The following is a 20861-nucleotide window of genomic DNA, read 5'->3' on the forward strand; positions in this document are numbered from 1 at the left end:
GATACTCGGACGTCCAACTAGAGTGCTGGCCATGCCTGCCGACCGCGTGATGCCCACCGAGGAGGCGGCCGACCTGATCGGTCTGGTCCGCGACCTCGCCACCAAGGAGCTCGCTCCCCGCGTCGTCGAGGCCGAGGCTACCGAGACCTTCCCGCGCGACGTCTTCGCGCTGCTGGGCCGGTCCGGGCTGCTCGGCCTGCCCTACCCCGAGGAGTACGGCGGCGGTGGCCAGCCGTACGAGGTCTACCTCCAGGTCCTCGAGGAGCTCGCGGCCGTCTGGAGCAGCGTCGGGGTCGGCGTGAGCGTCCACGCGCTCAGCTGCTTCGGCCTGTTCACCCGCGGCACCGAGGAGCAGAAGCAGCGGTTCCTGCCCGACATGCTGGGCGGCGAGACCCTCGGCGCCTACTGCCTCTCCGAGCCGCACGCCGGCTCGGACCCGGCCGCGATGACCACCCGCGCGGTCCGCGACGGCGACGACTACGTGATCAACGGCGCCAAGGCCTGGACCACGCACGGCGGCCACGCCGACTTCTACAAGGTGATGGCCCGCACCAGCGACGACCGCAACGGCATCTCCTGCTTCCTCGTCCCGGCCGGGACCGCCGGGCTCAGCGCGGACCCGCCGGAGCGCAAGATGGGCCTGACCGGCTCCGCGACCGCGACGATGCGCTTCGAGGACGTGCGCGTGCCGGTCGAGCGGCGCCTCGGTGCTGAGGGCGAGGGGCTCAAGATCGCGCTGGCCGGCCTCGACGCGGGCCGGCTCGGCATCGCCGCGGTCGCCACCGGGCTTGCGCAGGGAGCGCTCGACACCGCGGTCGCCTACGCGATGGAGCGGGAGACCTTCGGCAAGAAGATCATCGACCACCAGGGGCTCGCGTTCGTGCTGGCCGACATGGCGGCCGCGGTCGAGTCCGCCCGGACGACGTACCTCTCGGCCGCCCGCCGGAAGGACCAGGGCCTGCCGTACACCGTGCAGGCCTCCGTGGCGAAGCTCGTCTGCACCGACAACGCAATGAAGGTGACCACCGACGCGGTGCAGGTGCTCGGCGGCTACGGCTACACGCGGGACTTCCCGGTCGAGCGCTACATGCGCGAGGCCAAGGTGATGCAGATCTTCGAGGGCACGAACCAGATCCAGCGGATGGTGATCAGCCGCGCGCTCGCGAAGACCGGCGTCCGCGGCGGCACCGTCACCGTCGCGCCCTGACCTGTCGCGCCCGGACCGCTCTCGGTCCCGCCACGCTCCTGCTCCAGCCGCGCCACCCGACCTGATCCACCCGACCCGACCTTCCCGATTCCAGACCTGACCAGGAGAACCGATGCAGCTCGCCGACACCGCCGCGATCGTCACCGGAGGGGCGTCCGGACTCGGCGCCGCCACCGCGCAGGCGCTGGCCAAGCAGGGGGCGCAGGTGTTCGCGCTCGACCTCAACATCGACCAGGCTCCGGCCGTGGACGGCGTGACCTACGTCGCCGCCGACGTCACGGAGCCTGCGCAGGTGCAGGCCGCGGTCGACCAGGCCGCCGACGCCGGCGTACCCCTGCGCACGGTGGTCAACTGCGCCGGCATCGGGCCGTCGGCCCGGATCCTGGGGAAGAAGGGCGTGCACGACCTCGAGCTCTACGCCACCGTCGTCCGGATCAACCTGATCGGCACGTTCAACGTGCTCACGCTGGCCGCCGAGAAGATCGCGGCCACCGAGCCGCTCGCGGACGGCGCCCGTGGCGTGGTCATCAACACCGCGTCGATCGCGGCGTACGACGGACAGGTCGGCCAGGCGGCGTACTCCTCCTCCAAAGGCGGGATCGTCGGGCTCACGCTGCCGGCGGCCCGGGACCTGGCCCAGTACGGCATCCGGGTGCTGACCATCGCGCCCGGGATCGTGGAGACGCCGATGCTCGCCACCGTGTCCGAGGAGTTCCGCGCCAGCCTGGCCGCCGGCGTGCCGTTCCCGCAGCGGCTCGCGCGTCCGGAGGAGTACGCCCAGCTGGCGCTCGCGATCATCGACCACGACTACCTCAACGGCGAGGTCATCCGGATGGACGGCGCGCTGCGGATGGCGCCGCGCTGACCGAGCCCGGACGGCGTCGCGCCCGCGCCGGCGCCGCCTGATCCCGCGCCGCCGAAATCGAGCACAGCCGCGCGTCCGCCCCCGCACAGCCACCCCCGCGCCGCCGAAATCGCACACAGCCGCGAGTTCAACCCCGCACAGCCACCCTCGCGCCGCCGAAATCGCGCACAGCCGCGAGTCCGGCCCCGCACAGCCACCCCCGCGCCGCCGAAATCGCACACAGCCGCGAGATCCGCGCGCGACACGAGATCCGTCCCGAGGCACAGCACGAGGGTGGGAAGCCGACCGGCTTCCCACCCTCGTCCGCGCTCGGTGCGGCGCGTCAGACGCGGTTCAGCTTCCGCTGCAGGACCAGCGTGAGCACACCGGTCAGCAGCAGCGCGATCCCCGCCCCGGCGAGCATCCCCATCAGGCTGCCGGCGCCGGTGTTCGGAAGCACGCCGGCGGCAGGCTGGACCTCCGACTGCGGCGCTCCGGCGGCCGGCGCGACCCCGGACTGCGGCGCGGCCGCGAACGCCTCGGTGCCGAGCACCACGGACGGTCGGTTGTCACCGGGGTTCATCTGGTCGTCCTCCCCGGCGATCTCGGGGCCGTCGCAGTCCTCCACCGCCGCATCGCACGGCGGCACCGACCCGTCACAGTCCTCCACCGCCGCGTCACACGGTGGCACCGACCCGTCACAGTCCTCCACCGCCGCGTCGCACGGCGGGACCGACCCGTCACAGTCCTCCACCGCCGCATCACACGGCGGCACCGACCCGTCACAGTCCTCCACCGCCGCATCGCACGGCGGGACCGACCCGTCACAGTCCTCCACCGCCGCGTCGCACGGCGGCACCGACCCGTCGCAGTCCTCGACAGCGGCGTCGCACTCGTCGGCCGGGCTGGAGACACAACCGGTGTGCGCCGGGTTGGTCTTGCCGATGCCGTTGTTGTCGTCGCACTCGTAGCCCCGGTTGCCGTCGGTCCCGGCGTCGGGCAGCTGCCCCTTCGGGTTCTTGTTGTCCGCCTTGCCGACACAACCGGCGCATGGCTTGCCGGTGGCCTTGCCGCCGCCGTTGCCGTTGCGGGACGCCGATCCGTCGCGGGTCGAGCAGTACTCCCCTCCGGTGCACTGCCCGTTGGCGCCGCCGGTGTTCTGGTCGGCGGTGCTGAGCGGCTGGTGGTGCGCGACGTCGCCCGACGTACCGGCGGTGCCCCGGGTCGAGTGCCCCACCGCGGTCGACGATCCACCCCGGTCGGACTGCTGGGCGGGCGCAGCCTTCGCGGACCCCCGCTTCGGCGCCGTCGACGAGGACTTGTCGGACCTCATGTTCGAGTCCTTCTGCGTCGTCGCGGCGTCGCGGCCCCCGCGGTGCCATTCCCGTTGCTCTTCCCGTTGCCTGCGGCGCTCGCCGGACCGACGAGGCCCAGGCTCAGAATCACCAGCACCAGTGCTGCCACCAGCGCGATCGGGCGCGCAAGAACCCCTGACTTGACCATGTACGACCTGCTCTCCCCCCAGCCACTTCCCGGCCGGATCAACAAATGCGTCGAAAGTTCCCCACAGGACGCATCACCCGCCCCACCCAGCCAAACGACGCAGTCCTCGACAAGTCACGGCTACGGACCAGGTCTTTACCCAACTGGCTGTATCCCTGGTGCCGTGGCGGAGCCGGTCGTCACCGTGCGCGGCAGGTCATGCACGCCCCACGCGGAATGCGGCCATGAGCGTCGACGGTGGGCTCGTTGCGCGGTTGGCCCGGCGTCAGCTACTTCTGCTCGATGCCCGCGGGGGTGACAACGGTCGTCTTGTCGGTGCGCCAGATCGAGACGAGCACGAGGATGCCCAGGACGAGGCCACCGGCGAGAAGCAGGAGGTTGGCGGGGCCCAGCCAGTCGCGGCCGTCGCTGTCTCCCAGGAACAACGACGCGTCCCACAGGCCGTGGGCGATCATGGCGGTCAAGATGAGGCCCCGGTAGCGCCGGAACGTGTACAGGGTGGCGCCGGAGATGGCCGCGAGGAAGATCTGGACGATCTGGGTCGGCCCGGCGCCGACGACGAGGTTCGGCAGGTGGAAGAGCCCGAACGCGATCGCGGTCCACAGCGCGGCTGCGGCCTCGGTGCGACCCTGGGTCCGCATCGAGCGCAAGAAGATCCCACGAAAGAGCGTCTCCTCGGCGAACCCGACCAGAGCGCCTGAGGCGAGCACCACGAGCAGCAGGTCGGCATCCACCGCGCCCCAGTCGATCCCCACGGCACGGACGAGGAGGCATGCGACGAAGAAGTAGACCGCGACCTTCATGACCGTCGTCATCGGCAGCCGGCCCGGGTCGCTCCAGATCATGTCCCAGCGCGCCATCGCCAGGAAGCCGATGAGCAGCACCGACCCCAGGGCGAGGGGAAGGACGGCGGTGCGCAGGCCGTGGGCCGGTGTGCTGACCCAGTCCACGTACGGGATCCCGGAGCTCAGCTGGAGGCCGAAGACCACCACGACGTAGGCGACGATCATCGCGACACCCACCAGCGGCGCGGGCTTGACGCGGTACCGGGACGACCTGCTCGCCACCTCGTGAACTGCCATCAGGAGCTTCGTTCCCTTCGAGAGCTGAGCACCAGCGCTCATCGACGGCGGCGAGTGCGTGAAGGGGATCATCGCCGGGGCGTTGACGACCCGGCATCACCCCGGTGGGGTGAGAAGCCGGGCCGGCCGGTCGGCGCGAACGCGGTGTCTCCGGCCAGATCCGGTAGACGCGCCTGCCTGGAGGCCGGCCGGCAAGAGGGCACCCAGCAAGAACTTGCCGGGGACCGCAGTCGTTCGGCGCAGATCGCAGCGAGCGGTACGTCGTCGCGCCCGAACGTGACGAGCCGGGACAGGGAAGCGGCGGGCGCACCCTCCCCGGTGCGACCCGCCGCCCTCTGTCGTGACCGTCAGCCGGCCTGCGCGCAGGTGGCGAAGGCCGTGGCGACGAACGCACCCTTGCCGGTGGCCCGCTTGAACTCGACGGTCCAGCCGCTGCCGTCCGTCTTCGGGTAGGAGCTGTCGAGCAGCGTCGCGGCGTCGCCGTTCACGCCGCCGCCGAGGGCAAGCGCCCCGTCGGGGCAGCTCACGGTGACGACCTTGACGCCGCTGCCGGACAGGGTGCTCCTAGTGGTCACCACCTTGTAGCCCGAGACACCGGCCGGACCGGTCTCTCCCTGCGGCCCGGCGGGACCGACCGGGCCGGCAGGACCGACCTCGCCAGCTGGGCCGAGCGGACCGACGGGACCGGTCTCGCCCGCGGGACCCTGGGGGCCGGCGGGGCCACCCGCAGGACCGGCGGGTCCGGCGGGTCCGGCCGGGCCGGGCGCGCCGGCCGGACCGGTGACGGCCGTCGCGATGAGCTGGCGGACGCCAGCCGACAGGTCCAGCGTGGACACGGACCCGTCCTTGACGTCCGCCGAGCCGACGGCGTCGTTCTTGATCTTCTTGGTGGTGACGGCGTTCTTGTGCAGGTCGACGGTCTGGATGGAGCCGTCCTTGATCTGGCTCGAGCCGATCTGACCGGCGGCGACGGCGCCGCCCACTCCACCGAGGGCGACGAGGAGCGACGCCCCCACGACGACGGCACCGGTGCGACTCGTGAACAGGTTCTCCTTGGACATGGCGGTGCTGATCCCCTCTGCAAACACGACTCCACCCCGGACCGCCCGGCGTGAAGGGCGGTTCACCAACCCCTGTGGTGCTCCCCCAGCGGCCGATGCCCCCAAGAAGGCCGCTGCCACCAGTGAAAAGCCCCAGATGAGAAAGACAGGAAAATCAGGGCGAAACCAGCCCGATCCGGCCATCAAGGCGGACCACCCGTCCGGCGTGGTAGTGCCTGCGGGTCAGGACACACGCCCCCCGTTGGGGTGACGGCGGCCCGTTTTCCATGGGGGTCGGCTCAACCACCCACCGCGGCGACCAGCGAGTGGTACGTCGTCGCGCCGAACGCGACGAGTCGGGCCTCCTCGACCGCGGTGGAGCCGGCCGCGGCGCGCAACGTGTCGACGGCGACCTGCACGGCGTCGTCGTGCGGCCAGCCGTAGATGCCGGCCGAGACGAGGGGGAAGGCCACCGAGCTGGCACCGAGCTCGTCGGCGACCGCGATCGCGTTGGCGTAGCAGGAGATCAGCAGCGACCGGTCCTGCTCCCCGGCCCGCCAGTTCGGCCCGACCACGTGGATGACCCAGCGAGCGGCGAGCCCGTGCCCGGTGGTCCACCCGGCCGCTCCGGTGGCCAGGCCGGTGGGGAACCGCTTCCGGCACTCGCGCAGCAGCCCCGGGCCCGCGGCGGCGTGGATCGCGCCGTCGACCCCGCCCCCGCCGCGCATCGCCCGGTTCGCCGCGTTGACCACGGCGTCCACGTCCTGACGGGTGATGTCCCCCTCGACGACGGTCAACCTCATGGCTGGATCACCTTCCCCGGCCGGCTCGACGGATCCGGCCGTCCCCGGCCGGCTCGACGGATCCGCCCGTCCCGGCCCGGCGGGACCGCCCGTCCCGGCCCGGCGGGACCGGGCACCTCCCGCTCACGACACCCCGCCTCAGCCGCCGGCCGGCGGCGTCATCAGCCGCAGCACGGCGCCGGTGCTGTCGGTGATGGTGGCCATCCGACCGTAGGTCGTCGTCTCCGGCTCGGTCACCACCGAGCCGCCCAGCGCTGCGACCTGGCCGCAGGTCTCGTCGCAGTCGTCGACGGCGAAGTACACCGCCCAGCCGAGGTCCGCCTCCGGTGCCCAGCTGGAGGCGTCCATGATCCCGGCGGCCGAGAGGGACTCGCGGCCCAGGGTCGTGTAGCGGAAGCCCGGCCCGTCGGCCAGCACGTGCAGCTCCCAGCCGAACACGTCGCGGTAGAACGCGACGTCGCGGTCGTAGCTGCGCGTGTGCAGCTCGAACCAGACCGGCGCACCCGGCTCGTCGGCGACCTCGATCCCGGCGAACCCACCCGGCTGCCACGCTCCGATGCCGGCGCCGCTGGGGTCGGACAGGAACAGCATCGTCCCGCGTGCGGGCACCTCGTGCGGCCCGGCGTGCACCTGGCCGCCGCGCTCGAGCGCGGCCGCCGCGGTCGCTGCGGCATCGGGGCTGAGCAGGTAGACCGACCAGAGGTCAGCGGGACCGTCCTCGACCATCACCGGCATGCCCCCGGCGACCGCCCGGCCGCCGAGGCTGAAGGTGGTGTAGCCGCCGTACTCCCCAGAGCCCCGCTCCGCCTCCCAGCCGAGCAGGTCCCGGTAGAAGGCGATGGAGGCGTCGAGGTCCGAGCTGGTCAGCTCGATCCAGCAGGGCGCCCCGGTCGGACGGGTGATCGGTGTCGTCATGTTCGTCCCCTTCTCCAGCCACCAGGGCGCCGTCGTCGCGGCGGGCGCCCGGGGTCGCGAGCCTACGCCGACGCCCGTCGCCGGCTCAGTCGCGCGAGCGTCGGCGGAAGGCCCGCACGGCCAGCGGCGCGAACACGGCCGTCAGCAGCGCGCACCAGAACAGCGTCACCGGCACCGCGTGCTGTAGCGGCCAGGCGGCGTCGTCCGGCGCCGGCAGGCCGTTGCCCCACAGCTCGCGGGTCGCCTGCACCAGCGCCGAGATCGGGTTCCACTCCGCGATGAAGCGCAGCCCGGAGGGCATGTTCTCGGTGGGGGCGAAGGTGTTGGCCAGGAAGGTCAGCGGGAAGATCGTGGTGAACATGAAGCCCTGCACGGCCTCGACCGAGCGCATCGTGGAGCCGACCAGGATCCCGGCCCAGATCATCGCGAACCCGAAGGCCAGCATCAGCGCGAAGGCGAGCACGGCGTCCCAGAACCCGTTGCGGATCCGCCAACCGACCACCAGGCCGGTCAGGGCCATCACGGTGATGCCGATGCTGGAGTGGATCAGGCTGGACACGCTGCGGCCCACCAGGATCGAGGAGCGGTGGATCGGCAGCGACTTCAGCCGGTCCACGATGCCGTTGCCCAGGTCGGTGGTCAGCCCGATCGCGACGATGAACGAGGAGAACGCGATCGTCTGCGCCATGATCCCCGGCACCAGGAACTCGCGGTAGTTGGAGCCGTCGACGGCGATCGAGCCGCCAAAGACGTAGGCGAAGAGCAGCACGAACATGACCGGCTGGATGGTCACGTCGAGCAGCATCTCCGGCATCCGCTTGATGTGGATCAGGTTGCGGCGCACCACGACCAGCGAGGACTCCAGCAGCGAGAGCCGGTGCATCTCGGGCCGCTCGCGGGTGGCGGGCGCCCTCTCGTCGAGCGGTTGCACGGCGGTGCTCATCGGCGTGCTCCTTCCAGGGAGTGGTCGTCGGGCCGGTCGTCGGAGCGGCCATCGGGTCGGTCGTCGGGCCGGCCGCCCGTGCCCGCGACCTGCTGCAGGTCCGCGGTGTCGGTGAACGCGCCGGGGTCCTCGGGCGTCCCGGCGCCCGAGCCGTCGGCGCTGTCCTCGGCCCGGTGGCCGGTGAGGTGCAGGAACACGTCGTCGAGGCTGGGTCGCTGCAGCCCGAGGTCGTCGACCCGGATCCCGGCGTCGCCGATGACGGTGCTGATCCGGTTCATCTCGGTCAGGTCCTCCGCCGGCACGGTGAGCCGTCGGGCGCCCGGCTCGACGTACACCTCCGAGGCGACCCCGCGGACCACCTGCTCGGCGCGGTCGAGGTCGGCGGGGTCGGAGACGGTGAGGACGACCGACGCGCGGCCGGCCTGGTCCTTGAGCTGGGTGGGCGTGCCCTGCGCGATCACCCGGCCGCGGTCGACCACGACGATGTCGTCGCAGAGCTGGTCGGCCTCCTCGAGGTACTGCGTGGTGAGCAGCAGCGTGGTGCCCTCCCGGACCAGGTCGCGCAGCACCTGCCACAGGTCGTTGCGGCTGCGCGGGTCGAGGCCGGTGGTCGGCTCGTCGAGGAACAGCACCGGCGGCGCCGCGATCAGGCTGACGGCGAGGTCGAGTCGGCGGCGCATGCCCCCGGAGTAGGTCTTCACCACCCGGTCGGCTGCGTCGCTCAGCGCGAACCGCTCGAGCAGGTCCTCCCCCGCGGGCCGGATCCGGCGGCGGGGCAGCCCGGCGAGGCGGCCGATCAGCCAGAGGTTCTCCCGGGCGGTGAGCAGCTCGTCGACGGTGGCGGCCTGGCCGGTCAGGCCCATGCTGCGGCGGACCAGGTCGGGCTCGCCGACCACGTCGTGACCGGCCACCCGGGCGCTGCCCGAGGTGGGGACCGACAGCGTGGTGAGCATCCGGACGGTGGTGGTCTTGCCGGCGCCGTTGGGACCGAGCAGGCCCAGGACGGTGCCCTCCGGGACGGTGAAGCTGACCCCGTCCACGGCGGTCGTCTCGCCGAACCGCTTGACGAGGTCCACGGCCTCGACGGCCGGGCCGGTGTAGGGGGTGGTCATGGGCTCACCTCAGCAGGGGCCGCCGACAGTTCCGCGGGCGGGGTCGGGAAGTGGTGCACGAGGTCCTCCGGGGTCGGGCGGACGGGACGCTGCTGCCCATCCTTGCGAGGTGAGACCGGCCGCGGCCACCGAATTCATCGGCCCGGTGCGGCCCGGTGCGGCCCACAGCGACCCCGCGCGACCCAGCGCGACCCCGCGCGACCCGGCGCGACCCAGGACGCTCAGTAGGCCCCGGAGGAGCCGAGCACCGCCCGCACCGTCTTGGCCATGATCACGAAGTCGCTGGTCATCGACCAGTTGTCGACGTAGTACAGGTCGAGGCGGACCGACTCCTCCCAGGTCAGCTCCGAGCGCCCGGAGACCTGCCACAGCCCGGTGACACCGGGCCGGACCAGCAGCCGGCGCCGGACGTCGATCTCGTAGGCGTCGACCTCGCGCTGCAGCGGCGGCCGCGGACCGACCAGGCTCATCTCGCCGCGCAGCACGTTGACCAGCTGCGGCAGCTCGTCGAGGGAGTAGCGGCGCAGCAGGGCGCCCACCGGGGTGACCCGCGGGTCCTGGCGCATCTTGAACAACACCCCGGCGCCCTCGTTGTGCTCGTGCAGGTGCGCCAGGCGGGACTCGGCGTCGACCACCATCGAGCGGAACTTCAGCATCCGGAACGGCTCGCCGTGCCTCCCCACCCGGGCCTGGTGGAAGAACACCGGTCCGCCGTCGTGCCGCTTGACCAGCACCGCCACGACCAGCAGCAACGGGGAGAGCAGGACCAGGAGCACCGCGGCGACGGTGACGTCGAAGACCCGCTTGGGCAGGCCGCCCGCCTCGCTGGCCTGCGGCTGCTCGACGTGCAGCAGCGGCAGCCCGGCCACCGGCCGCATCGAGATCCGGGGACCGGCGACGTCGGTGAGCGAGGGCACCACGACCAGGTCGATGTCGGAGCCCTCGAGGTGCCAGGCGATCCGGCGCAGCTGACCGGCGCTGTCGTAGGCGCCGCGGGCGACCAGCACCGTGTCGGCGCCGGCCTCGCGGCAGGCCGCCCGGATCTCGGCGGTGGTGCCGAGCACCGGCAGCCCCAGGCTCTCCTCGACCAGCCCGCCGGGCGGCAGGCAGACCCCGACGACCTGGTAGCCGACGTACCGCTCCCGCTCGAGGACGGCGGTGACCTCGGCGATACCGCTGGGACCGCCGACCACGATCACCCGGTGCAGCAGGTGTCCGCGCATCCGCAGCGCGTGCAGCACCTTGCGGACGGCGTACCGCTCGAGCAGCAGCAGCGGCGTGCCGAGGGCGAAGGCCAGCAGCACGAAGCCGCGCGAGAGCGGCACCCCGACGAGGTAGCAGAACATGCCGACCAGGCCGGCGGTGATCACCGACGCGAGCGAGACCGCCCGGAACTCCGCGGGCCCGGTGCCGAACAGCCGCACGGCGTAGCCACCTTCGGCGGCCAGGATGGCCAGCCAGGTGAGCACGATCCAGGGGCCGGCGGAGAGGAACGGGGTGGCGGGGCCGCCCGGGTCGACGAACCAGATGTCGATCGCGACCCGCATCTCCGCGGCCAGCAGCAGGGACACCCCGAGCGTGAGCAGGTCGAGGACGGCCACCGCGGCGATGAGGGCCCGCAGCCGCACCACGGTCCGCGACGCCGGCGCCTCGAGGAGCTCTGCGCGGTCGTCGGGCACGAGTGGGCTACCCCTTCCGCGAGGCGTGGCGGGCGGTGACCTCCGCCGCGGCACGTCGGGCGGTTGGCACCGTTTGGTCGAAACGACATGGTACGTCGCGCCGCCGACGCTCTCCGGTCCGTTGCGGGCCGGAGGACGCCGCGCACCAACCGGGTCGCGGCCCGGGCGCAGCACCCGTCGACGCGGCAGCCTCGCCGCCAGCCCAGCGAGAGTCAGCGGCGGGTGAGCGACCGCAGCGCCGGGCGGGCGTCGACGAGGTAGACGATCGCGACGACGGCACCGAGCAGGTTCACGATGTGGAAGGGGGCGCTCAGCAGCACGATGTGCGCGGCGAGGGCCACGCCGAGGATGATCAGCCAGAGGTTCTTGGACTGCTTGTCCGCGGCGACGTACGCCTCGCGCCGGTGCGACAGCGCGTCGATGAAGGCCCACGCCTGCAGGGCGAGGAGCGCCAGGGTGAGGGCGAGCAACAAGAAGCTCTGGAGGCCGAAGAGCATGGACACACCACCAGCGTAGCCAATCTGCGAAGCGCACGCTGCCCGCAGACGACACCGGGCCCCCGGCGTGGTCGCCGAGGGCCCGGGTGCTGCTTCAGAACAGCGTCAGCTGTCCGTCAGGAGCCGGATCGCTTCACTTGTCGCTGGTGCCGGCCTTGGCGGCGGCGTCGCCGGCGGCCTCGACCGCCGCGGAGGCGGTCTCGCGAGCAGCGGTGGCGGTCGCCTTGGCCGACGAGGTGGCCGGCTTGGCCGACTTCTTCGCCGTCGAGGAGGTCCGCTTGGCCGCGCCCTTGGTGGCGTCGGCCGCCGTCTTCGCGGCGTCGGTGGCGGCGTCGGAGGTGGTCCTGGCCGCGGCGGAGGACGACTTCTTGGCCGTCGTGCTGGTCTTCTTGGCAGCCTTCTTGGCCTGCGTGCTGGTGGTCTTGACCTTCGCCTTGGTGGTGCCGGCGGCGGCCTTGGCCTCCTGGGTCGACTCCTGGCGACGGACCCGGGCGACGAAGGTGTGGCCGCGGGCGGCGAGCACCTCGTAGCTCTTGTTCAGGTCGTCCAGGGTCTCGGTCAGCTCGCCGACGTACTCGTTCACGGCCTTCTGCAGCCGGGTCGGGAGCGCCTTGGCCTCGGCCTGGAGCTCGGTGATCCGGGACTCGATCGTGGACTGCGCCTTCTTGACGTCGCTCTGCAGCTCGTCGACGCGTCCGGTGACCATCGAGACGGCCTGGTCGCGCAGCGCCTTGGGCTCGAGCTCGATCTTGGAGAAGCGGGCCTGGGCCTCGGCGGCCGCGCTGCGGGCGTAGCCGACGGCGAGGTCACCGGCACCGACCACGGCGTAGAGCGGGGTGGTGTCGAGCTTGAAGGTACGGGTCTGGGTGTCAGTCATCTGACTCCTCCTCATGGTGGGGGTTGGCTGCCCGGAACGACTGGTAGACGTCGAGCAGGGACTGCTTCTGTCGTTCGGTCAGGCCTGTGTCGGCGAGGATCGCCAGCTCGACCGACCGGACCTCGCCGTCGTCCGGGTCGAGGATCCCGGCCCGGACGTAGAGCGTCTCGGCAGAGATCCGCAGTGCCTTGGCGAGCTGTTGCAGCACCTCGGCGGACGGCCGGCGCAGGCCGCGTTCGATCTGGCTGAGGTACGGGTTCGAGACGCCGGTCTGCTCGGCGAGCTGCCGCAGGGAGAGCTGCGCGGACAGGCGCTGCTCCCTGAGGTAGTCACCCAACGTGCCGACGGTCTTGCCGACTCCGAACTTCGCCATGTCTCCATAGTGCTAACTTCTGCAAGCACAATCAAGCCAGGGCGGGGTGAGACAGCCCACAGACTCTTGGTCGACAAGGTGGTTTGCCCCGGCGAGGGTGCGTGCTGGGTGCATTCGCAACGCTTTCCGCGTGTACGTCGTCAGCGGGATCGGCCGGTCCGGGAGCCCCCGCGGCCCGGTTCGTCTAGGCGCGGAGCGCGGGACCCTGCGCGTGCCACCAGCGGGCCGCGGAGCGCTGCCACGGCGGCGCGGACTCGGAGGCCGCGATCATCGGCAGCGCCGGCGACCCGGACATGCCGAGGGCGTACATCTTCGCCCGCTCGCCCAGCGACCACTCCTGGCCGAGGGAGGAGCGCAGCACCTGGTCGGAGGTCGCGCTCAACGGCATGTGCCCGATGCCCTGGATCAGCGGCGAGCGCACCGCCTCGTCGGGATCGTCCATCAGGCTGAGGATCCGCAGCCGGTGGGAGCCGTCGGAGAGGTAGCGGGCCAGGGTGGCCATCCGCATGCGCATCCACGGCGACTGCTGCTCGCGGTCGCCGAGCACCATCAGCAGGCAGTCGGTGACGGCCTGGCCGAAGGGGGAGGACGCGATCAGCAGCGCGGCGAGGTGGCGCCGCTCGGAGTCACGGTGGAAGAGCGCTTCGCGAACCAGCCGGGTCAGCATCCGGTCCTCGTGGTAGGCCGCCTCCTGCGGCACCCGGCGGCGGGCGTGGTCGGCGACCTGCTGGGCGAAGGAGCGGGCCCGGGTGGCGACGATCTCCTCGCCGTGCTCGACCGCATAGCCGAGCTTGCGGCGCCCGGCCCGGGTGGCGGCGTGCACCAGCGTCGAGCGGACCCCCTCGGGCATCTCCGCGATCAGCTCGAGCAGGTCCTCGCCGGCCTTGGCCGGATTGCGCCGCCACAGCGTCAGCACGATCATGTCGAGGCGGTCGCGCTCCTCGGGCGTGAAGTGGCCGCGGGCGAGCTTCTGGGTGGCCAGCCAGACGCCGGTGGAGAAGGCCAGCTCGTTGGAGGGGTCCTCGACGATGTCGAGCACCAGCCGCGACGCCTCCCGGGTCGGCAGCCGGTCCAGCAGCCCGACCGGGCTGGTGATGACCTGCACGTCGGCGTCGGCGACGTACGCCGCGATCGCGTCGACGAGGAACGGCTGCGCCCGCGGCAGCAGGGCGATGTTGAACGCGGCGGTGCTGTACTGCCGGTAGGCGAGCTTGACGCTGCGCGGGACCAGCCAGACCAGCCGGGTGCACAGCTTTCGCCAGGTCTCCGCCCGCAGGTGCACCAGCGGCGCCGCGGCCAGGTGCCAGCCGAGGTCCTGCCAGTCCCGCGCCAGCGCCCGGCCGTCCTCGGCGAGGTCGATCAGCTCGTCGAGCCGGGTGCTGAACTCCGGGGAGGCCGGGTCGAGCCGGGGACGCACCAGCCGGGTCTTCACGCCGGGCAGGATCGAGCCGACGTAGGAGGTGATCGAGGAGATCCGCCCGACCTCGAGGCCGAGGACCCGCTCGTAGGCCGCCATCGCCTCGTAGGAGATCGGGATCTCTCCGGACTCCCAGCGGGACAGCACGCTGCGGCTGGCCGGCATCCCGGCGTCGGCGAGCGCGGCGGCGAACACCCTGCCGTCGCCGAAGGCCGGGTCCTCGTGGTGCAGCCGCGACATCGCGAGCAGCCACCCGATCCGCGCCTCGACGTCGACGGCGGCCGCGTTGATCGGCGTCTCGTCGTAGGCGATGCGCTGCACCCGCCCCGGCCGCTTCGCCGTCACCCCGACCTCCTGTCTGCTCCCTGGCCGCAGCCTAGAGCGCCTCGCCGACGCTCGCGAACTGCCGCACGGAGCGCCGGCCGGCCGTTCCTCGCGATCCGCCCCGCCCGTGGCCCTCCGGCCTCAGGAGCAGGCGGAGCGGGTCACCGTGCCGACCCCCGGTCCGCGGGCACCCGGAGTGACCCGCAGCGTCGGCTGACCGGTCTGGTCGCGCCCGGAGACCAGCTCCAGGGTGAGGCTGCGCCGCTGTCCCGGTGCCAGGTCGAGGGTCGTCCTGGTCAGCGCCCGGCCGTCGTGCTCGAGCCCGGCCAGCTGCTGGTCGCCGCCGTCGAGACGGGCCGACTCCAGCCAGCCGCCGACCGGTGCGTAGAGCAGCAGCGTGGTGCGGATCGTGCCGCGCGGGGCGCCGGCCACCGACTCCGCGACGTAGTCGGGCAGCGTGCTCGCGTCGGCCGGGGCCAACGAGCGCAGCGACAGCTCCACGGTGAGGTGCTGCCGGCCGGCCACGCAGCGGTCGGCGCGCAGGTCGGCGGAGTAGTCGAGGTAGTAGTCCATCTTCGCGCCGGTGCCGTCGTTGAGGAACACCCCGACCCGCGGGAAGTCCTGCGGCTCGGTCGCCAGCACGCCGCCGAGCCGGGTCGGACCGAGCAGCGCCTGCTCCTCGGGGTGGCTGGACCACACCAGCAGCCGGCGCTCGTCGCCGCCCTGCGCCAGCGCGTCGAGGACCGCCTGCGGCTCGCCCTGGCCGGAGGTGACCGCCTCGAAGACGTTGCGCGCCACGCTGGCGAAGAAGATGTTCTGCCGCGTCGGGTCCTTGATCTCGGCGTAGACGTCGCTGAGCAGCAGCGAGACGGCGTTGTCGGCGGTCAGCGTCCGGCCGCCGGCCAGCGGGACCGGGCCGGTGCCACGCAGCAGGTAGGACAGCGCGACCGGGTCGGTGGAGAGCACGCCGTCGACCTGGAGGCCGTGCCGCTCGTTCCACATGGCGCGGATCAGCTGCGCGGACCGGGGGAAGTCCGGGGTGAAGTTGACGTCCTGGGGGTAGCGCCCCAGGTTCTCGCCGAACAGCTGCACCTCGTCGCCGGTCAGCGGGATCGGCGGCTCCTCGAACCGGCCGATGGTCGCGGCGTCGCCCTGCTTGCCGAGGGTGATCCTCCCGTGGTCGGCGGTGACGACCGCGAAGGCGCCGGGGATGCCGCCGGTGGCCCGGACCTCCGCGTTGTTCTGGAAGAGCATCAGGTAGTCCCGGCGCCCCTCGGCGCCGAGCATCGGGGGCAGCAGCCGGACGGCGAGCGAGGCGCGCTTGGAGAGGCTGGCAGCCTCCTGGAGCTTGTCCTGCAGCAGCCGCACCGGGGCGGCGAGCTGCGGGGCGAGCTCCTCGACGTCGAGCCCGCGCACCCGGTCCACCTGGGTCTGCAGCCGCTCGTCCGAGGCGACCACCTGCGGCGCGACCGCCGTCAGCGGCTCGAGGTCGATCCGTCTGCCGCGGGGGCGGAGGTTGGCCGGCTTGAGGGTCTCGGTCGCCTCCACGACGCCCGGCAGCACGCCGGTGGCGAGCTCGTCGGTGACGTCGGCGACGGTGCGGACCGCGACGACGTTCGGACCGACCCCGGGGATCCGGCTGGTCAGCCACCAGCCGGGGCCGTCGGTCTTCGAGCGGGCCCGGTCGGCGTCTGCCTGCGCGTCGGCGAGGGTCTCCCGGGCCGCCGCGGAGTCGCCGGCGGTCAGCTGTTCGGAGAGCTCGGTGAAGTCGTCGGCGACGTCCGCCAGAGCCTCCTTGGCCTGCAGCGCCTGCCAGCCGGTGAAGAGGACGAGCACGACGGCGACGACCCCGACGAGCACCAGGGCCCATCGGAGTCGTCGCGCGTTCCTGCCTGCTGCCACCCGAGCGGTTGCGGCCGGCTCAGCGTCGCGGCTTGAGCACGAAGGTGCGGTCAGCCGAGGCCTGCTGGAAGTTCTTGTTGCCCAGGTAGCTCACCCGTGCCGTCCACACCCCGCGCTTGAAGACCCTGCCGAAGCGGGCCTCGATGAGCCCGGAGCCGTCCTCGAGCTTCTGCACGCGGACGACCTGGGTCTCCACGGCACCACCGTTGTAGATCCGCACCCGGGCGGAGCCGTTCGGGGCGAGGTTGGCCGAGCCGACGGTGGCGGTGACGCTGGGGTGGCCGCCGGCGCGGCGGTTCGGCGCCTTGAGGCGCGTGATCGAGGTGTCGGCCCGCGTGACGGTGAGGTACGTCGTGTCGCTGCTGCCGCCGTACTCGCCGGTGTCGCAGTTGGGGACGAACCTGGCGCTGACCGGGTAGGTCTCCTGCGCGGCGAGGTCGCGCGGCAGCGTCTTGCGCGCCACGCCGTTGTTGACGCCCACCGTCCAGCTGCGGCCGGCCACCGAGATCCGGACGTTGCCGGTCGGCTTGCCGACGTTGGCCGTCACCGTCGCCACCGCGACGTTGGTGAGGCCGTAGGGCTGGGCCGGGTTGCGCAGGGCGACGTTGGTGATCGTGGCGATGGCGCTCGGGTAGTCCTTCTTGCACGCCACCTTCTCGATCGACGGCGACGAGCCGACCGTGGCCGGGGCGCTGAGGCCGGCGACGGCGATCACCGCTCCGGCGGCTGCCGCGGACGCGACGGACTTCTTCAAGATGGCTGCGAACATGCCCGAGCTTTCCCCTCGCTGAATGTGGAGGTCCCGCGCCGGCCCCGCATCAAACCGTATCAATTGCGGCTCAGCACGCGAACCGGCAAAGAGGACCTTCTCAGGCGTAACCCCCGGTTCGGCCCGAGTAGCCACGCAATCGCGTGAAATGACTACGCCCGCCTAGTCATTTCTGACTACGAATCGTGTCGATCCCCGCCTCCGACCGGCCCTTTTGTTGCCCGGCGAGGTGGGTGCCTGCAACAACCGTACGTCCGGACGAGGCTCCCCGGAGCGCCGCCGATCACTCAGAAGAGCGCGCGGATGCTCCCGACGACCCGGCCGCCGCCGAGCAGGTCGAGGCGTCCGGTGGCCGCCACCGCCTCCAGGTCCGCCCCGGGTACGTCGTCGACGCCGAGTCGCGAGAGGGCGGCGGCCATCAGCACCGGGCGCACCCGCGGAGCACCGTCGTCGGTCTTCAGCGCGACCGCCCGGCCGTCGGCCAGCGCCACCACGTAGCAGGACTCGGCGCCGGCCTTGCCGATCGAGCCGGGCAGCGCGCGCAGCAGCTGGGCCTCGTCGCGGCGGCTGCCGGAGGTGTACTCCGGGTAGGACCGGATCGCCGCCGCGATCCGCGCCTCCGGCCCGGTCTCGGCGACCGCCAGCGACCGGAACGCCCGGGCCAGGCCGACCAGGGAGGTGGACAGCAGCGGCGCGCCGCAGCCGTCCACGGCGACCGCCTCGACCGGCTCGCCGGTCAGCTCGGCGAAGGTCGCGGCGATCGCCACCTGCAGCGGGTGCGCCGGGTCGAGGTAGGTCGCGGTGTCCCAGCCGTTGGCGACGCAGGTGGCGAGCATCGCGGAGTGCTTGCCGGAGCAGTTCATCGCGACCGAGGACCGGTCGCGGCCGGCGGCGAGCCACTCCTGCTTGGCGACCTCGTCGAGCGGGAAGTCCAGCGGGGTCTGCAGCGCCGACTCGTCCAGACCGGCGCCGGCGAGGATCTCGCGGACCCCCTCGAGGTGGAACGGCTCCCCGGAGTGGGACGCGCAGGCCAGCGCGAGCAGCTTGCCGTCGAGGTCGAGCCCGGCGCGCAGCATCGCGAGCGCCTGCACCGGCTTGTTGCACGAGCGGGGCAGCACCGCGGTGTCGACGGCGCCGATCGAGAAGGCGATCGAGCCGTCCGCCTCGAGTGCGACGACCGAGCCGTAGTGGTGGCCCTCGACGAAGCCGGAGCGGACGATCTCGGCCACCGGCACGGGTGCAGTCATGCCGCCGACCCTAGGAGGCCGCCGGTGCGGCACACTTACCGGGTGTCTGAGACGCCGCTCCCCCAGCACTGCCCGTCGCCGCGCGAGCTCGACGACCTCGAGCTGCTGACCAACGGGGCGCTCGCGCCGCTGACCGGCTTCGAGGGGCCCGACGGGCTGGTGACCCTGCGGGTTCCCGCCGAGGTCGCCGCCGCCGCGGAGACCGCGGGCGGCCTGGAGCTGGTCGACCCCGAAGGCGTCCCGCTCGCCACAGTGGCCGTGACGACGACGTACGACGTGGCCGGGAGCGGCCTGCGGGGGATCGAGGGGCCGGTGACCCCGCTGGCGCACAACGAGTTCGGCGCGTTCCGGTCGGTGCACCTCTCCCCCGGCCAGGTGCGCCAGCGGTACGGCGCCGATGTCCTCACCGTGCCGGTGGCCGGCGCGCTGACCGGGCCGGACCTGGAACGGATCCGCGAGGCTGCCGGCGACAAGCCTGTGCTGCTGCTCGCCCTCACCGGTCACGGCACCCCGGACCTCTCCGCGCCGGCGCTCGTGCGGGCCACCCTCGCGGCGGCGGCGCTGCTCCCGGACGCGCACGTGGCCGCCGTACCCCTGGCCAGCCGCGGTCCCGACCAGGCGAGCGCCGACCACGAGCTGGGCCAGCGGGTCGTCGCGGCCTACGCGCCCGGCGCGGTGCTCGGCGTCACCGGTCAGGGCGAGCCGCCCGCGGAGGTCGCCGCGATCGTCGAGCGGGACCGGCCCGGACCGGCCGAGCAGGGGCTGGTGCTGTTCTTCACCGGGCTGTCCGGCAGCGGCAAGTCGACACTGGCGCGGGCGCTGCACGACGCGATCCTGGAGCGCGGCGAGCGCACCGTGACCAGCCTGGACGGCGACGTCGTCCGGCGGAACCTGTCGGCCGGGCTGACCTTCTCCAAGGAGGACCGGGAGACCAACATCCGCCGGATCGGCTGGGTGGCGGCGGAGATCAGCCGGCACGGCGGCGTGGCGATCTGCTCGCCGATCGCGCCCTTCGACAGCACCCGGCAGCAGGTGCGGGTGATGACCGAGGAGGCCGGCGGCGCCTTCGTGCTGATCCACGTGGCGACGCCGCTGGAGGAGTGCGAGCGGCGCGACCGCAAGGGCCTCTACGCGAAGGCACGGGCCGGGATCATCCCGGAGTTCACGGGGATCTCCTCCCCCTACGAGGAGCCCGAGGACGCCGCGGTGCGCGTCGACACGACCGGTCGCAGCATCGAGGACGCGCTGGGCGACGTGCTCGCGTGGCTCGACGAGGCCGGCTACCTGATGAAGGACGTGTGATGGACGAGCTGCTCACCACCGCGGCGCTGTCGGTGCTGCTGGTCAGCTTCGGAGTCGGGATCGTGGTCGGGCTCACCGGCATGGGCGGCGGCGCGCTGATGACGCCGGCGCTGATCTTCCTCGGCGTGAACCCGACCGTCGCGGTCGCCAACGACCTGGTCGCGGCCAGCGTGAACAAGTCCGTCGGGGCGGCGGTGCACTGGCGGCACGGCAAGCCGAACCTGAAGCTGGCCGGGCTGCTCATCGTGGCCTCGGTGCCGACGGCGTTCGCCGGGGCGTTCATCATCGAGGCGGTCGGCGGGGGCGGCGAGCGGGAGCAGTTCCTCAAGACTGCGATCGGCTGCGCGCTGCTGTTCACCGCGGCGACGTACGCCCTGCGGATGTATGTCCAGCTCCGGTTCGTGACCTCCGGCAACATCATCCCCGAGGACGACCCGGAGCTGCGGCCGATCCCGACGCTGCTGGTCGGGGCGACCGGCGGGCTGCTGGTCGGCATCACCAGCGTGGGCTCAGGGTCGCTGATCATGGTCGCCCTGCTGCTGCTGTACCCGACGCTGAGCGCGCTCCGGCTGGTCGGCACCGACCTCGTCCAGGCGGTGCCGCTGGTGCTCTCCGCGGCGATCAGCCACGTGCTGGTCAGCGGCGTCGACTGGTCGGTGCTGATCCCGCTGATCGCCGGCGGTACGCCGGGCACGTTCCTCGGCGCCCGGATCGCGAACTGGGTCTCGCAGTCGGTCATCCGACGCGGCATCGTCATCGTCCTCACGCTCACCGGGCTGACGATGCTCGGCGTGCCGCCGGAGATGGTCGGCATCATCGGCGCCGGGCTGCTGCTGCTCGGCCCGCTGGTGTGGGGCTTCATCCGGCAGAGCCGCGGCCTCACCGCCTTCGACAACAACGCCGCCGCGTGGTGGCACCCGAACGGCAGCGACACCCCGCCTGGCCCGGACGGTCAGGGCCCGGGGCGCGGCGTGGACGCGCCCGGCGAGGCCCCCGCGGGCCGCGTCGACCCGTCCTGAGGGCGG

General features: G+C 72.7%; 19 protein-coding genes. 4 read left to right on the plus strand and 15 right to left on the minus strand.

Translation table 11 applies throughout. From position 1 onward, the window contains the following. Nucleotides 1-31: 31 nt before the first annotated feature. Together H9L09_RS05995 and H9L09_RS06000 are read left to right on the plus strand one after the other, a co-directional pair. Nucleotides 32-1207 carry an acyl-CoA dehydrogenase family protein gene (locus H9L09_RS05995; RefSeq protein ID WP_187579778.1) on the plus strand — a complete coding sequence of 392 codons (1176 nt, stop codon included), beginning with the start codon at nucleotides 32-34 and terminating at the stop codon, nucleotides 1205-1207. A 112-nt stretch (nucleotides 1208-1319) separates the two neighbouring features. Beyond that, complete coding sequence (locus H9L09_RS06000; protein WP_187579779.1) at nucleotides 1320-2072, plus strand: SDR family NAD(P)-dependent oxidoreductase; 753 nt, start codon at nucleotides 1320-1322, stop codon at nucleotides 2070-2072. Nucleotides 2073-2394: 322 nt separating this feature from the next. On the opposite strand, the gene H9L09_RS06005 is transcribed toward H9L09_RS06000, so the two are convergent. From H9L09_RS06005 to H9L09_RS06075, 15 genes are all read right to left on the minus strand, one after another. Beyond that, nucleotides 2395-3384 carry a ribosomal eL19 family protein gene (locus H9L09_RS06005; RefSeq protein WP_187579780.1) on the minus strand — a complete coding sequence of 330 codons (990 nt, stop codon included), beginning with the start codon at nucleotides 3382-3384 and terminating at the stop codon, nucleotides 2395-2397. Between the two features lie 439 nt (nucleotides 3385-3823). After that, nucleotides 3824-4636 (minus strand): CPBP family intramembrane glutamic endopeptidase, encoded by an 813-nt coding sequence (locus H9L09_RS06010; RefSeq protein ID WP_187579781.1) that lies wholly within the window; start codon nucleotides 4634-4636, stop codon nucleotides 3824-3826. 347 nt (nucleotides 4637-4983) lie between these two features. Further along, the gene (locus H9L09_RS21555; RefSeq protein WP_223164226.1) at nucleotides 4984-5697 is read right to left on the minus strand and encodes a collagen-like protein; all 714 of its coding nucleotides are present in this window, start codon (nucleotides 5695-5697) and stop codon (nucleotides 4984-4986) included. A gap of 278 nt (nucleotides 5698-5975) precedes the next feature. Further along, nucleotides 5976-6479: an O-acetyl-ADP-ribose deacetylase gene (locus H9L09_RS06020; RefSeq protein ID WP_187579782.1), complete on the minus strand. Its 504-nt coding sequence runs from the start codon at nucleotides 6477-6479 to the stop codon at nucleotides 5976-5978. 138 nt (nucleotides 6480-6617) lie between these two features. Further along, the gene (locus H9L09_RS06025; RefSeq protein WP_187579783.1) at nucleotides 6618-7394 is read right to left on the minus strand and encodes a VOC family protein; all 777 of its coding nucleotides are present in this window, start codon (nucleotides 7392-7394) and stop codon (nucleotides 6618-6620) included. 85 nt (nucleotides 7395-7479) lie between these two features. Next, nucleotides 7480-8337: an ABC transporter permease gene (locus H9L09_RS06030; RefSeq protein ID WP_187579784.1), complete on the minus strand. Its 858-nt coding sequence runs from the start codon at nucleotides 8335-8337 to the stop codon at nucleotides 7480-7482. Further along, complete coding sequence (locus H9L09_RS06035) at nucleotides 8334-9449, minus strand: ATP-binding cassette domain-containing protein (protein WP_187579785.1); 1116 nt, start codon at nucleotides 9447-9449, stop codon at nucleotides 8334-8336. Before H9L09_RS06035 ends, H9L09_RS06030 begins: the two co-directional genes overlap by 4 nt. A gap of 221 nt (nucleotides 9450-9670) precedes the next feature. Next, nucleotides 9671-11128, minus strand: coding sequence for a sugar transferase (locus tag H9L09_RS06040; RefSeq protein WP_223164227.1), 1458 nt, complete (start codon nucleotides 11126-11128; stop codon nucleotides 9671-9673). Between the two features lie 212 nt (nucleotides 11129-11340). Further along, nucleotides 11341-11625, minus strand: coding sequence for a DUF2516 family protein (locus H9L09_RS06045; RefSeq protein ID WP_246456459.1), 285 nt, complete (start codon nucleotides 11623-11625; stop codon nucleotides 11341-11343). A 133-nt stretch (nucleotides 11626-11758) separates the two neighbouring features. Beyond that, the gene (locus H9L09_RS06050; protein ID WP_187579787.1) at nucleotides 11759-12502 is read right to left on the minus strand and encodes a hypothetical protein; all 744 of its coding nucleotides are present in this window, start codon (nucleotides 12500-12502) and stop codon (nucleotides 11759-11761) included. Next, on the minus strand, nucleotides 12495-12875 hold the full coding sequence (locus tag H9L09_RS06055; protein ID WP_187579788.1) for a helix-turn-helix domain-containing protein: 381 nt from the start codon (nucleotides 12873-12875) through the stop codon (nucleotides 12495-12497). Before H9L09_RS06055 ends, H9L09_RS06050 begins: the two co-directional genes overlap by 8 nt. Before the next feature lie 184 nt (nucleotides 12876-13059). Beyond that, nucleotides 13060-14637 (minus strand): hypothetical protein, encoded by a 1578-nt coding sequence (locus H9L09_RS06060; RefSeq protein WP_187579789.1) that lies wholly within the window; start codon nucleotides 14635-14637, stop codon nucleotides 13060-13062. Nucleotides 14638-14757: 120 nt separating this feature from the next. Continuing rightward, nucleotides 14758-16476: a DUF4012 domain-containing protein gene (locus H9L09_RS06065; RefSeq protein WP_187579790.1), complete on the minus strand. Its 1719-nt coding sequence runs from the start codon at nucleotides 16474-16476 to the stop codon at nucleotides 14758-14760. Nucleotides 16477-16537: 61 nt separating this feature from the next. Next, complete coding sequence (locus H9L09_RS06070) at nucleotides 16538-17287, minus strand: hypothetical protein (RefSeq protein ID WP_187579791.1); 750 nt, start codon at nucleotides 17285-17287, stop codon at nucleotides 16538-16540. Nucleotides 17288-17574: 287 nt separating this feature from the next. Next, complete coding sequence (locus H9L09_RS06075; RefSeq protein WP_187579792.1) at nucleotides 17575-18534, minus strand: asparaginase; 960 nt, start codon at nucleotides 18532-18534, stop codon at nucleotides 17575-17577. 42 nt (nucleotides 18535-18576) lie between these two features. On the opposite strand from H9L09_RS06075, the gene cysC reads away from it, so the two are divergent. Together cysC and H9L09_RS06085 are read left to right on the plus strand one after the other, a co-directional pair. Next, nucleotides 18577-19836, plus strand: a complete 1260-nt coding sequence (gene cysC, locus H9L09_RS06080; protein ID WP_187579793.1) for an adenylyl-sulfate kinase — start codon at nucleotides 18577-18579, stop codon at nucleotides 19834-19836. Beyond that, on the plus strand, nucleotides 19836-20855 hold the full coding sequence (locus H9L09_RS06085) for a sulfite exporter TauE/SafE family protein (protein ID WP_187579794.1): 1020 nt from the start codon (nucleotides 19836-19838) through the stop codon (nucleotides 20853-20855). The genes cysC and H9L09_RS06085 overlap by 1 nt, the downstream gene beginning before the upstream one ends. Nucleotides 20856-20861: the final 6 nt, after the last annotated feature.

The organism is Nocardioides mesophilus (genome assembly GCF_014395785.1).
GTDB classification, from domain to species: Bacteria; Actinomycetota; Actinomycetes; order Propionibacteriales; family Nocardioidaceae; genus Nocardioides_B; species Nocardioides_B mesophilus.